Source organism: Variovorax boronicumulans (assembly GCF_029892485.1).
GTDB lineage: Bacteria > Pseudomonadota > Gammaproteobacteria > Burkholderiales > Burkholderiaceae_C > Variovorax > Variovorax boronicumulans_B.
Window position 1 is genome coordinate 65,264 of sequence record NZ_JARXVG010000003.1, and the last position, 13,432, is coordinate 78,695.

9 protein-coding genes and 2 pseudogenes are annotated in these 13,432 nt (G+C 68.0%); 7 read left to right on the forward strand and 4 right to left on the reverse strand.

Annotated features, from left to right (window positions below; genetic code table 11):
• Positions 1-7: 7 nt before the first annotated feature.
• A complete protein-coding gene (locus M2282_RS08150) occupies positions 8-2,290 on the reverse strand; it encodes an aminotransferase class V-fold PLP-dependent enzyme (protein ID WP_280808279.1) in 2,283 nt (760 codons plus the stop codon).
• Positions 2,291-2,414: 124 nt separating this feature from the next.
• On the opposite strand from M2282_RS08150, the gene M2282_RS08155 reads away from it, so the two are divergent.
• Complete coding sequence (locus M2282_RS08155) at positions 2,415-2,900, forward strand: Lrp/AsnC family transcriptional regulator (protein WP_280808280.1); 486 nt, start codon at positions 2,415-2,417, stop codon at positions 2,898-2,900.
• A 19-nt stretch (positions 2,901-2,919) separates the two neighbouring features.
• Here M2282_RS08155 and M2282_RS08160 read toward each other — a convergent pair whose 3' ends face one another.
• Together M2282_RS08160 and M2282_RS08165 are read right to left on the reverse strand one after the other, a co-directional pair.
• On the reverse strand, positions 2,920-4,419 hold the full coding sequence (locus M2282_RS08160; protein WP_280808706.1) for a GGDEF domain-containing protein: 1,500 nt from the start codon (positions 4,417-4,419) through the stop codon (positions 2,920-2,922).
• A 138-nt stretch (positions 4,420-4,557) separates the two neighbouring features.
• A complete protein-coding gene (locus M2282_RS08165; protein ID WP_280808281.1) occupies positions 4,558-5,571 on the reverse strand; it encodes an AraC family transcriptional regulator in 1,014 nt (337 codons plus the stop codon).
• Positions 5,572-5,753: 182 nt separating this feature from the next.
• Between M2282_RS08165 and M2282_RS08170 the strand changes: the two genes are divergently transcribed.
• The 5 genes and pseudogenes from M2282_RS08170 to M2282_RS08185 all read left to right on the forward strand — a co-directional run bounded on the left by M2282_RS08170 (position 5,754) and on the right by M2282_RS08185 (position 10,831).
• A complete protein-coding gene (locus tag M2282_RS08170) occupies positions 5,754-6,545 on the forward strand; it encodes an SDR family oxidoreductase (RefSeq protein ID WP_280808282.1) in 792 nt (263 codons plus the stop codon).
• Between the two features lie 34 nt (positions 6,546-6,579).
• Positions 6,580-7,818 (forward strand): styrene monooxygenase/indole monooxygenase family protein, encoded by a 1,239-nt coding sequence (locus M2282_RS08175; RefSeq protein ID WP_280808283.1) that lies wholly within the window; start codon positions 6,580-6,582, stop codon positions 7,816-7,818.
• Positions 7,819-7,832: 14 nt separating this feature from the next.
• Positions 7,833-9,068: pseudogene (locus tag M2282_RS08180) on the forward strand (styrene monooxygenase/indole monooxygenase family protein); the annotation flags it as partial.
• Positions 9,069-9,077: 9 nt separating this feature from the next.
• Positions 9,078-9,566 (forward strand): annotated as a pseudogene (locus M2282_RS31055) (flavin reductase family protein); the annotation flags it as partial.
• A 47-nt stretch (positions 9,567-9,613) separates the two neighbouring features.
• Complete coding sequence (locus M2282_RS08185; protein ID WP_280808285.1) at positions 9,614-10,831, forward strand: dienelactone hydrolase family protein; 1,218 nt, start codon at positions 9,614-9,616, stop codon at positions 10,829-10,831.
• Positions 10,832-10,844: 13 nt separating this feature from the next.
• Here M2282_RS08185 and M2282_RS08190 read toward each other — a convergent pair whose 3' ends face one another.
• Complete coding sequence (locus M2282_RS08190) at positions 10,845-11,876, reverse strand: LacI family DNA-binding transcriptional regulator (RefSeq protein WP_280808286.1); 1,032 nt, start codon at positions 11,874-11,876, stop codon at positions 10,845-10,847.
• A gap of 188 nt (positions 11,877-12,064) precedes the next feature.
• Between M2282_RS08190 and M2282_RS08195 the strand changes: the two genes are divergently transcribed.
• Positions 12,065-13,417: a GntP family permease gene (locus tag M2282_RS08195; RefSeq protein ID WP_280808287.1), complete on the forward strand. Its 1,353-nt coding sequence runs from the start codon at positions 12,065-12,067 to the stop codon at positions 13,415-13,417.
• Positions 13,418-13,432 lie beyond the last annotated feature (15 nt).

Sequence of the window (13,432 nt, forward strand, 5' to 3'; positions counted from 1 at the left end):
GCGTCGATCACGGCACTGGAACGGCGTGCGCGTTCCCGGCCTCTGCCACGTTCGCCGCAGCAGGCCACAGCGCAAGCCCGCCCGCCAGGCTCCAGGCCTGCGCATGCCCCAGACGGCGCAGGGCCCTGGCCGCCTGGGCGCTGCGGTTGCCGCTTCGGCAATAGAACAGCACCGGCGTCGTGGCCGGCAACGCGAGCCAGCCGGGCAGCGCATCGAGCAGGCGCGACAACGGCACCGCCGCCGCGTTGCCGCGCGTGGGGGCGCCCAGCGCCGGCCCTTCGCCCAGCCGCTGCTCGTAGGGTTCGCGCACATCCACCAGCACCAGCGCTGGATGTTCGCGCAGCAGCCGCCGCGCCTCGGCGGGAGCCACCTCGTGGCCCACGTCGCCGCAGCTGCCGCCATCGACCCGCGCGCCGCAGGCCAGGGTCTGGTATTCGGTGAGCGCGAGATCCTTTTCGAGTTCGGCTTTCGCCGTGGCGAACTGTTCGGCGTCCATGCGACCGAGCAGCACCTGCGCCAGCAGCGGCTGGGCGGCGCACTCCCGCGCCATGGTGCTCGCGAAGCGGTCGTCGTAGTCGTGCGCCGGAAGCAGCAGCGTGTGAGGGCCCGCCGTCCGCTCGAGTTGCTGCAGCGAGGGCCCGAACGCCAGTGGCGCGCTCTGCGCGAAATCGCTCCGCCCGAGCGCGCCGGGCATCACGGTGTCGCCGACGAACGCCAGGCGGATGTTCATCTGCGCGTCGTGCAGCAGGTAGGCGGTCGAGTCCGCGGTATGGCCCGGGGTCGGGCGCCGGGTCAGCGTTTGCGCGCCGAGGCGGATCGCATCGGCATCCACCGGCCAGCCCAGCGCATCGACTTCGCCCGATGACAGCAGCTGCGCGGGCAGTGCGGCACGCAGTTCGGCGCCCGAGGACACGTGATCGCCATGGCCGTGCGTGTCGAGCACCGCGGCCAGCGTGTACCCTTGGCAGCGCAGCAGTTGCGCGATGCGTTCGGTCAGCGCGGGCAGCGGATCGATGACGACGCACCGCCGGGTTCCCGCGTCCGCCAGGAGGTAGCAACACGCGCCCTCCACCACGAAGCGCGTGAGGCCGTCGAGCGCATCGCCCGCGCGGGGCGCGCCGGCGGGCGTGTTCATGCAGCTCGCGCGCAGCGAAGCCCCGCAGGCTTCGATACGCGCGCAGGCCTCGTCGATGAAGGCCGAGTCGCTGGCCGGACCGAACGACAGCCGCACGGCCGAAGCCGCCTGCCAGGCGGGCAGCCCCATGGCCTGCAGCACATGGCTGGGCGCTGCCTTCGATGCGCTGCAAGCGGAGCCGCCGCTCACCCGCACATCGGCCGCATCGAACACGTCCAGCAGCAGCTTTGCGCTGAGGCCCGGCACGGAGAAATTGAGCGTCGTCGGCAGGCACGATGCGAAGGGCGCGTTGAACACGAGGCCGGGGAATGCGCTTGCCAGCGCGGCGGCGATGCGGTCGCGGTAGCTCGCCAGCGTCTGCGTGTCCCTGAAGGTCTGGCCGTCCTCGAGGGCCTCCAGCACCGTGCCGAGGGCGGCGATGCCGGACATGTTCTCGGTGCCCGAGCGCAGCGCACCTTCCTGGCCGCCGCCCGCCATCAGGGGCGTGAACGGTGCGCCGTCGCGAACGTACAGCAGGCCGATGCCCTTGGGCGCATAGAGCTTGTGTCCGGAGAACGGCGCGTAGTCGATGCGCTGCGTCTCCAGCCGCAGCGCGAGCTTGCCCAGCGCCTGCACGCTGTCGACCATCCACAGGGCAGGGCTTGCGTCCAGCGCCTCTGCAATGCCGTCGAGGTCGCTGACCACGCCGGTTTCGTTGTTGGCGGCCATGGTGCAGACCAGCCCGGCCCGGCCCGCATGCGCGCGCAGCCATTGCAGGTCATGGCGGCCATCGCGCCCGACCGGGATCGGCAGCACCTGCAGGTTCAGGCCCAGCAGTTCGTTCCAGTGCCTGATCGCCTCGGGCACCGCCTTGTGCTCGGTCGCGCCGTACAGCAGGCAGTCCACGTCCTGGCGGCCGCGCAGGGAGCGCAACGCCGAAAGCACCGCCGTCTGGATGCCTTCGGTGGCACCGCTGAGAAAGAGCAGCCGGCCCGTGGGGGCGCCGAGCAGGCGGCGCGCGCGGGCCCGCACCGCGTCCATCAGCGCGCGTGCCTTCAGGCCCGTGCTGTGGACGCTGCTGGGATTGCCGAAGTCGTCGGCCATGGCAGCAAGTGCGGCGGCGCGTGCGCGAGGCAGCACAGGGGTGGTGGCGTTGGCGTCGAGGTAGATGTCCATTCGGGTGATTTCCGTGAGAGGAAGGGCGGGCAAACATTGCGCCGCGCACCTGAAGAAGTCTGCCGGTCCGGCCTGGGTAGCCGCTTGCCTTTTCAACGGCTTGGCTCCATCAAATTAGAATCACATGCTCTTTATCGGAGCAAATGTGAAACTCGATTCCCTGGATATCAAGATTCTCGGCATCCTGCAGCGGGACGCCGAACAGCAGGTGGCCCACATCGCCGAGCAGATCGGCCTGTCCGCCACGCCGTGCTGGCGGCGCATCCAGCGCCTGAAGGAAGCCGGTGTCATCACGGGCACGGTGGCGCTGCTCGATCCGCGCAAGGTCAACGTGGCGGTGACGGTGTTCGTCTCGGTGCGCACCAGCACGCACACGCAGGAATGGCTGGACCGCTTCACGGCCACGGTCGATGCGATTCCGGAGGTGGTCGAGTTCTACCGGATGAGCGGCGACGTGGACTACCTCCTGCGCGTGGTGGTGCCCGACATCGCCGCCTATGACGCGGTCTACAAGCGCCTGATCTCGGGCACCAACCTGCACGACGTCAGTTCGAGCTTCGCCATGCAGGAGTTGAAGCAGACGACGGCGCTGCCGCTGGGCTATATCTGAGGGCGTTCGAGCCGTCCCGCTACACGGGCTCGGGCCGCGCCGAGATGCAGACGCGGTTGCGCCCGCCCGTCTTCGCCTCGTACAACGCCTTGTCCGCCGATTGAATCAGCTCCTTGGGCTGGCCCGTGCCCGGCACGGGGCTGAGCGCGTCCACGCCGGCGCTCAGCGTCACGAAGCCGTCGGAACTCCCGGTGTGCACGATCTTCAATTCGCGAACCGCGCTGCGGATTCGCTCTGCCAGGATGGCGGCGCCGGCCGCATCGGTGTTCGGCAGCAGCACCGCAAGTTCTTCCCCGCCATACCGTGCCGCAAGGTCTCCCGGACGCCGGGAGGCGAGCCTGGCGATGGTCTGGCCGATCGATTGCAGGCACTCGTCGCCAGCCGCGTGGCCGTAGATGTCGTTGTATTGCTTGAAGCGGTCCACATCCATCAATATGAGCGCCAGCGTGCCCGCTTCGCGGATGGCCCGGTTGAATTCGTTGTCCAGGGTCACGTCGAATTGCCGGCGATTCGCAAGGCCTGTGAGGCCGTCCTCCATGGCGAGCGTGTTGAGGGTCTTGTTCAGCGTCTCCAGCGCGTCGCGCGCCCGGCGCAGCTCCCCCTCGGCCTGGGTTCGCAATTCCACCTGCTGGACCAGGCGCCATCCCACGAAGCCGGCCAGCGACACCAGGAGGACGACGCCCGCGGTATGCCAGAGTGTTTCGCGCCACCAGGCGGCAAGAATTTCGTCCTTGGACAATGCCGCGGCAACGAACAACGGATAGCCGTCCAGACGCCGGAAGCTGTTCAGGCGCGTCACGCCGTCCTGCGCGGACTTGATCTGGGCAGTTCCGACCGGGCCTCCGGCAACGTAGGTGCGGAAGAGTTCGGTGTCGAGCATGTTCCTGCCAACCACGTCGGCGCTGTAGGGCCGCCGGGTCATCATCGTCCCGTTCTCGAGCACCAGCGCCACCGCGCCGGCCTGGCCGATGTCGAGGCTGTCGTAGAACTTCATGAGGAAGTCGATCTCGATCGTCGCAAGCGCCACCCCCGCAAAGCTGCCGTCCGCATGGCTGATGCGCCGCGACACGGGAATGAGCAGCTTGCCATTGGTCCGGCTCTTCACCGGAATGCTGATGTGCGGCCCGCGTTCCTCGTGCGTGCGATGAAATACAAAGTACGCCCTGCTCGCATTGTTCAGGTTCTCCGGCGGCTTCTGCCGGGAATTGGCGACCCAGTTGCCGTTTTCATCGTAGATGTGCAAGGCGTCGAGCTGGGGCAGTTCGGCGGCCTGCGCGGCCAGCACCTTGCGCAGCCTGTCGATGGCGGCCGGACCGGTGCCGTCATGTTCGACGCGTTCCACGATGCCGACCAACGCGGTGTCTGCCTTCTTGATCGTGTCGTCCGCGTGTTGCGCCATGGCGCGCGCGAGGTTCGACGTCGCAACATTCATCTGGCGCAGTTGCACCGCGCGCGCATGCCAGCTGTTCCAGAAGTCGATCGCCACGAGCGTGAAGCAGACAATGGCCACGAAGGCCATCGTGCGAAGGGTGAGGGATCGGCGAAACACGATGTCCTTTCAGGCAGTGCGTGCCTTGCCCCACTTTGGCACATGTCCACGGGTCGGCGGGCGTTTTCTTGTGTCCAGCGGCCCGCTCGACGCATGCCGCTCGTCGCATCAGGAGGCGCGCAGTCCTCGCGTTTCCGACGGCCGTTCCCCGAAGCGTGCGCGGTACTGCGCCGCAAAGTGCCCCAGGTGAAGAAAACCGTACTTCTGCGCCACCTCGCGCACACCGGTTCCGGCCACGCCGGCGGATGCCTGCAGTTCGGCCCGCACCCGGTCGAGCCGGATCTCGCGCAGGAACTCCATCGGCCCCTGGCCCGCATGCTGGCGAAACGCCAACTGCAGCGCGCGCGCACTGCAGCCGACCTCGCGGCAAACGTCAGCCAGCGACAAGGGCAGGTCGGCGTTCGCCGCCATGTACTCCTGCGCCCTGCGCACCGCGCGCGGCAGCAGGCGGCGCTGCGTGTCTCCGGCGAGTGCGCGGGAGTGGTTGTGCCGCGCCGACATCAGCAGGCTGGCCATCAGGTACGCCTCGGCATGCTCGGCCAGGGGGCTACCGGCCTGCAGCGCGTTGCCGGCGTCGAGCGTGAGTCGCAGGTAGTCGATGAAATGCACCAGCGGCGCGAGCGTGGGGTTGTCCAGCGGCACGCCCAGGTCGAACACCAGCGGCTGCCCGACCGGCGCCTGCAGCAGGGACTCGAGCCGCGCGATCAACGCGGCGCGGGACAACTGCACGATCAGGTGCGGGCTGCTGTCGGCCCAGCGCATCGAGAGCGGTTCGGTGGGCGAGGGCAGCGAAGCGAGGCGCGGCGTTGCTTCCACGTACTGCGCGCCGCAGCGGATCTCGGCGCCGCCGCGCAGCGGGATCTGCAGCAGGAAAAAGTCCTGCAGGTAGCCCGGGTCGATCTGCACCCCCGGCCCGTACTGCACGTAATTGAGGCTCACGTCCCGGTGCAGCCGCGCGCTGTGGTGGCAGGCGTCCAGTTCGGTGCGGGGCCGCAGCATGACCAGGCCGTGCGGGCAGAACACGCGGGCCACGCTTTCGCGGGCCTCGTCCATGTCGTGGCTCTCGAACAGCCGATAGCGCTGCAGCGGCAGAGACAACGATGGGGTCGTGAGGGTTTCCATGGGGCAGGGGCACCGTAGCAAAAACCGTCCCCGCCCACAATTCGGGCCTCCCCTCGGCAAAAACCTGCGCGCCAGGGACATCGCCTGCGTTTGCGGGACTCGCCGCAGGGCCTCCTCGCCCTAACGTTCGCTCCACAGGCCAGCCGGGCCTGCCGATCGATCAACCGAGGAGAGCAAGCGTCATGTTCAAGGGACTCGCAGGCAAGAGCGCCATCGTCACCGGCGGCGCCACATTGATAGGCGTGGGCGTGGTGCGCGCGCTGCACGCGGCCGGCGTGAAGGTCGTCGTGGCGGACATCGATGCCGACAACGGGCAGGCGCTGGCCGATTCGCTGGGCGCGGGCGTGCGCTTCGTGCGCACCGACATCACCGATGACGCGCAGGTGCACGCCTGCGTGACCGAGGCGGCCGAGCGCCACGGCGGGGTGCACTTTCTCGTCAACCTGGCCTGCTCCTACGTGGACGACGGCTTCAAGTCGCCGCGCGCCGACTGGCTCACCTCGTTCAACGTGAACGTGGCGAGCGCGGTGGCGATGCTGCAGGCCGCACACCCGCACATGGTGGCGGCGGGCGGTGGGGCGGTGGTCAATTTCACGAGCATCTCGGCGCGCGTGGCGCAGACCGGGCGCTGGCTCTATCCGGTGAGCAAGGCTGCGATGGCGCAGCTCACCCGCAACATGGCGATGGACCTGGCGCAGGACAACATCCGGGTGAACAGCGTGTCGCCGGGCTGGACCTGGTCGGCCGTGATGGAGCGCCTGAGCGGCAACGACCGCGCCAAGACCGACCGCGTGGCCGCGCCCTTCCACCTGCTCGGGCGCGTCGGCGATCCGGACGAGGTGGCGCAGGTGGTGCTGTTCCTGTGCTCCGACCACGCGAGCTTCGTGACCGGCGCCGACTACGCGGTGGACGGCGGCTATTCCGCCATGGGCCCCGAACAGGCCGTGCCCGCCATTCCCCTGTTGATGGACTGAACCGCTCCCACCGGAGCAATCAAGGAGCAAAGCAATGAAGCGAATCGCCATCGTCGGCGCGGGCCAGTCGGGCCTGCAACTGGGTCTCGGACTGCTCGCGGCAGGCTACGAGGTCACCATGTACAGCAACCGCACGGGGGAGGACATCCGCCGCGGCAAGGTCATGTCGAGCCAGTGCATGTTCGACACCTCGCTGCAGATCGAACGCGACCTGGGCCTGGACCATTGGGCGCGCGACTGCCCCACGGTGAACGGCATCGGCCTGGCCGTGCCGCATCCCGAGCAGAAGGGTGCCAAGGCCATCGACTGGGCCGCGCGGCTGAACGCGAGCGCGCAGTCGGTCGACCAGCGCGTGAAGATCCCGGCGTGGATGGACGAGTTCCAGAAGAAGGGCGGCGAGCTCGTCTTCAAGGACGCGGGCATCGACGAACTGGAGGCCTGCACGCAGAGCCACGACCTCACGCTGGTGGCGAGCGGCAAGGGCGAGATCTCGAAGCTCTTCGAGCGCGATGCGCACAAGTCCCCCTACGACAAGCCGCAACGCGCGTTGGCGCTGACCTATGTGAAGGGCATGGCGCCGCGCGAGCCGTTCTCGGCGGTGTGCTTCAACCTGATTCCCGGCGTAGGCGAGTACTTCGTGTTCCCTGCGCTGACGACGACAGGGCCGTGCGAGATCATGGTGTTCGAAGGCGTGCCCGGCGGGCCGATGGATTGCTGGGCCGACGTGAAGACGCCCGAGGAGCATCTGGCGCGCAGCAAGTGGATCCTCGACACCTTCACGCCGTGGGAGGCCGAGCGCTGCAAGGACATCGAACTGACGGACGACAACGGCATCCTCGCGGGCCGCTTCGCTCCCACGGTGCGCAAGCCCGTGGCCACGCTGCCCTCGGGCCGCAAGGTGCTCGGCCTGGCCGATGTGGTGGTGCTCAACGATCCGATCACGGGCCAAGGCTCCAACAACGCGGCCAAGTGCGCCGACACGTACCTGAAGAGCATCCTCGCGCGCGGCGACGGCGCGGCCGATGCGGCCTGGATGCAGCAGACCTTCGACCGCTACTGGTTCGGCTACGCGCAGTGGGTCACGCAATGGACCAACATGCTGCTTGCACCGCCACCGCCCCATGTGCTCAACCTGCTCGGCAGTGCCGGCGCGGTGCCGCCGCTGGCCAGCGCCTTTGCCAACGGCTTCGACGATCCGCGCACCTTCTTCCCGTGGTTCGCGGACCCCGCGGAATCGGAGCGCTACATCGCCAGCTGCGCGGCCGTTGCATAGCCCGGAGCGAAACCATGAAGCGACGCGTGGCCATCGTCGGCGCCGGGCAGTCCGGCATGCAGCTCGCGCTCGGCCTGCAGCGCGCAGGGCATGAGGTGACGGTTTTTTCGAACCGCTCGGCGCGGGAGATTCTCGAAGGGCCGGTGATGTCCAGCCAATGCATGTTCGAGACCGCGCTGCAGACCGAGCGCGAACTCGACCTGGACTGGTGGGCGGACGAATGCCCCTCGGTGGAAGGCATCGGCATCGCGGTGCGCAACCCGGAAGGCGGCAAGGCCATCGAATGGCACGCACGGCTCGACGGGCCGGCGCAGTCGGTCGACCAGCGGCTGAAGATTCCGGCGTGGATGGCCGAGTCCGAGAAGCGCGGCGGCCAACTGGTGCTGAAGGACGTGGGCCTCGACGACCTGGAAACCTGCGCGCAGACGCACGACCTCGTGGTCGTGGCGAGCGGCAAGGGCGAGATCTCGAAACTCTTCGAACGTGACGAGGCGCGCTCCCCGTGCGACCAGCCGCAGCGCGCGCTGGCGCTCACCTACGTGAAGGGCATGAAGCCCGCCGAGCCGTATGCGCGCGTGTGCTTCAACCTGATTCCGGGCGTGGGCGAGTACTTCGTATTCCCGGCGCTGACCACCTCGGGGCCGTGCGAGATCATGGTGTTCGAAGGCGTGCCCGGCGGCCCGATGGACTGCTGGGCCGACGTGAAGACGCCGCAGGAACACCTTGCGCGCAGCAAGTGGATCCTCGAGACCTTCCTGCCATGGGAGGCCGAGCGCTGCACGCACATCGAGTTGACCGACGACAACGGCATCCTCACCGGCCGCTACACGCCCACGGTCCGCAAGCCCATCGCGACGCTGCCCTCGGGCCGCAAGGTGCTGGGCCTGGCCGATGCGGTGGTGCTCAACGATCCGATCACGGGGCAGGGCGCGAACAACGCGGCCAAGTGCGCCGACATCTACCTCAAGCGCATCCTCGAACACGGCGACGCGCCGTTCGATGCCGCATGGATGCAGGAGACCTTCGACCGCTACTGGGAAGGCTATGCGCGCTGGGCCACCGACTGGACGAACAGCCTGCTCGCGCCGCCGAAGCCGCACCTCCTGAAGCTGCTGCAGAGCGCGACCCACATGCCTGCGGTGGCGAGCACCATCGTCAATGGCTTCGACGACCCGCGCGCCTTTGCGCCCTGGTGGTTCGACGCCGCCGAAGCCGACCGCTTTCTCGAAACTCGCGCGCGCGAAGCGGCGGTCGACCGCTTCGACCGGCGCGACTTCCGCAAAGCGCTCGGCCAGTTCAGCACCGGCGTCACTGTCATCACCACGCGAGCCATCGATGGCCGCCGCGTGGGCATGACCGCCAATTCGTTCTCCTCGGTCTCGCTCGATCCGCCGCTGGTGCTGTGGAGCCTCGCACGCCAGGCGCCGAGCGTGGCCGACTTCACCGGCGCCAGCCACTTCGCGATCAACGTGCTGGCGGCGAACCAGCATCACCTGTCGCGGCAGTTCTCGATGCCGCAGGCCGACAAGTTCGGCGGCGTGGACTGCTGCGAGGGCACGGCCGGCGTGCCGCTGCTGGACGGCGTCATCGCGCGCTTCACCTGCCGCAACGTGAAGCAGTACGACGGCGGAGACCATCTCATCTTCATTGGCGAAGTCGAACGCTACGATCGCTTCGACGGCGAGCCGCTGGTCTTTCATTCAGGCTACTACCAGGTGACCACCAGGCACCCGGAATGCATGCAGTGAGCACGCGGCCCGCTTCACCACCCCACCTCATCCACGGAGCAGTTCACATGCAGAAAAAAATCCGTATCCAGGCCACCGACGGCAGCGGCAGTTTCAACGGCTACCTCGCATTGCCCAAAGCCGGCAGTGGCCCGGGCCTCGTGATTGCGCAGGAGATCTTCGGCATCAACCACACGATGCGCGAGGTGGCCGACTACTACGCGGAAGAAGGCTACGTGGTGCTGGTGCCCGATCTCTTCTGGCGCCAGGAGCCCGATGTGGAGCTCGGCTACAGCGAGGCCGACTGGCAGCGCGCCTTCGCGCTCTACGGCGGCTTCGACGAAGCCAAGGGCATGGAAGACATGCAGGCCGCGATCACCGCATTGCGCCAGCGGCCCGAGGTGCAAGAGAAGGTCGGCGTGCTCGGCTTCTGCCTCGGCGGCAAGCTTGCGTACCTGTCCGCGTGCCGCACCGATGCGGATGTCGCAGTCGGCTACTACGGCGTGGGCATCGATGCAGCGCTCGGCGAAGCCGACAACATCAAGCGCCCGCTCACGCTGCACATCGCCGAGCTCGACAAGTTCTGCCCGCCCGAGGCGCGCGACCGCATCGTGAAGACGCTGTCGGGCCGCCCTGGTGTTTCGCTGTATGTGTACCCCGGCATGGACCACGCCTTCGCGCGCAACGGCGGCGAGCACTTCCACAAGCCCTCGGCGTTGATGGCGCACGAGCGCAGCATCGCGGCGCTCAAGGGCGCGATCGGTCCGAACTACGACCTGTCGGCGCTCTGGGACAAGCACTGCGAATATGAGTTCGGCACGCGCAACGTCGACGACACGATGGGCACCATGGTGGCCGAGCCCTATGTGAACCACACCCCGACCATGACGGGCGGCGTGGGCTACAAGGCGCTGCACGCCTTCTATACGAACCACTTCGTCAACAGCAATCCGCCCGACACCTCGCTGGTGCCGATCTCCCGCACCGTGGGCGCATCGCAGGTGGTCGACGAGATGCTGTTCTGCTTCACGCACACGACCGAGATCCCGTGGATGCTGCCCGGCGTGCCGCCGACCGGAAAGCGCGTGGAGATTCCCTTGCTCGCAGTCATCAAGTTCCGCGGCGACAAGCTCTACCACGAGCACATCTACTGGGACCAGGCCAGCGTGCTGGTGCAGGTGGGCCTGCTCGACCCCAAGCTACTGCCGGTGGCGGGCGTGGAGACCGCGCGCAAGCTCCTGGACGAGACGCTGCCGTCGAACACCCTGATGCAGCCGAAAGGCTAGCTCTCCGGCCGCTTCAGCTGCTCTGCCGCACCATCAACTCGAAGCCCAGGTCCACCGTGCGTTCGGCCACAAGCTCCGCGCGCATCAGCGCCAGCAGCATGGTGGCCGCGCGCTCGCCGATCTCGCGGCGCGGGGTGCGCACCGAGGTCAGCGGCGGCAGCATCTGGTCGCTGCCGCCGAGGTCGTTGAAGCCCGCAATGGCCACGCGCTGCGGCACCGGCACGCCGGTGCGCAGCGCGGCGAGCAGTGCGCCCTGGGCAAGGTCGTCGTTGCAATAGAAGATGGCGTCCACGTCGGGGTGGCGCGCGAGCAGCTCCTCGAACTGCCGGCCGCCCAGCGCCATGGAAGTGGGGCCCGGCACCAGCAGCTCGAGCGCCGGGTCGTGGCAGCCGGCCGCGCGCAGCGCCTCGCGGTAGCCCTCCCGCCGCATCATCACGCGCGGATCGAGCTGGCCGGCGGCATAGGCAATGCGCCGGCGGCCGCCCTGCAGCAGGTGCTGCACGATGGCGCGGCCCGCGTCCTGCTGCGAGAACCCCACGCTGTGGATGCCGGGGGCGGTGGAGGTTTCCATCAGGTACACGCAGGGCGCATCGCTGCGCTCGAGCATCCGCAAGGACGCATCGCTGCGGTCGAAGCCGGTGAGCAGCAGGCCCGCCGGCCGCTGCGAGAGGTAGCTGCGCAGCAGCGCCTCTTCCTGCGCGGGGTCGTAGTGCGTGACTCCGATGAGCGACTGGAAGCCGTGTGGCGAGAGCGCGTCCTGCACCGCCTCGAGCAGTTCCACGAAGAGCTGGTTGGTCAGCGACGGAATCAGCACCGCCACGTGGGAGCTGCGCGCCGAAGCCAGCGCGCGCGCCGCCACGTTGGGCACATAGCCGAGCTGGTCGACCGCGGCCTGCACGCGGGCCTGCAGCTCGGGCGCCACATTGCGCGCGCCGCGCAGCGCGCGCGACACGGTGATCGGGCTGACGCCCGAGACGCGGGCGACGTCGGCGAGCGTCGCGTGACTGGAGGAGCGGGAACGTGGTCGTTCGGGGGCGTCGGCCATGTTTGATTTCTAAGGGTTATTACCAAGATTGAATTGGACAGCGCTGTCCTAGGATAGCGCTGTCCAGCCCTGCGACCCTTCGGGACAAACCCGAGCGCGCCAGAGAGCTGCTTTTTTTGATTTGCGAGGGATAGCGCTATCCCATTCATCGGCCGCCCTTGCAGCGGCCGGTTTCAGGAGACATACACATGTTCGGAATGAGCAAAGAGGTTTTCCTGCTCGTCGACGCCCTGGTGGCGATCCTCGGGCTGATCCTTCTGATCACGCGCTGGCGCGTGCACCCCTTCATCGCGCTGACGCTGGCCGCCGGCTTCCTGGGCCTGACTTCCGGCATGCCGGTGGACCTCGTGATGAAGTCCTTCCAGGACGGCTTCGGCGGCGTGCTCGGTTTCGTGGGCATCGTGCTGGGCCTGGGCACCATGCTCGGCAAGATGATGGCCGAGTCGGGCGGCGCCGACCGCATCGCGCGCACGCTGATCGACGCCTTCGGCAAGGAACGCGTGCACTGGGCCATGATGTTCGCGGCCTTCCTGGTGGGCATTCCGCTCTTCTTCGAAATCGGCTTCGTGCTGCTCATTCCGCTGGTGTTCATCGTGGCGCGGCGCACCGGCGTGTCGCTGATCCGCATCGGCATTCCGCTGCTGGCGGGCCTGTCGGTGGTGCACGGCCTGGTGCCGCCGCACCCGGGGCCGCTGCTGGCCATCGGCGTGTTCGGCGCCGACATCGGCAAGACCATCTTCTACGGCCTCCTCGTCGGTCTGCCCACCGCGATGATCGCGGGCCCGATCTTCGGCAAGTTCATCTCCAAGTACGTGCCGGGCGAAGCCTCGCCCGAGCTGCTGGCGCAGCTGGCGCGCGAACCCGAGGCGCGCGAGCTGCCGGGCTTCGGCATCACGCTGGTCACGATCCTGCTGCCGGTCGCGCTGATGCTGCTGAAGACCTTTGCCGACGTGGCGCTCGACGACAAGAACATCGTGCGCCAGTGGCTGGACTTCATCGGCCATCCGATCACCGCGCTGCTGGCGGCGCTCTTGCTGTCGCTCTACACCTTCGGCTTTGCACGCGGCTTCACCAGCAAGCAGATCATGAAGTTCGTGGACGACAGCCTCGCACCCACCGCGGCCATCGTGCTGATCATCGGCGCGGGCGGCGGCTTCAAGCAGATGCTGGTGACCAGCGGCGTGGGCAACGCGATCGGGCAGATGGCGCTGCATGCGCAGGTCTCGCCGATCCTGTTGGCCTGGCTGGTGGCGGGGCTGATCCGCATTGCCACCGGTTCGGCCACGGTGGCCACCATCACCGGCGCGGGCATCGTCGCGCCGCTCGCCACCATGGTGCCGGGCGTGAACCTCGAGCTGCTGGTGCTGGCCACGGGCGCGGGGTCGCTGATTCTTTCGCACGTCAACGACGCGGGCTTCTGGCTGGTCAAGCAATACTTCAACATGACGGTGGCCGAGACCTTCAAGACCTGGACGGTGATGGAAACGCTGATCTCGGTCGTGGCCCTCGCGTTCATCATGCTGCTGAACCTGGTCGTGTGACCGTATTTGCGTAAG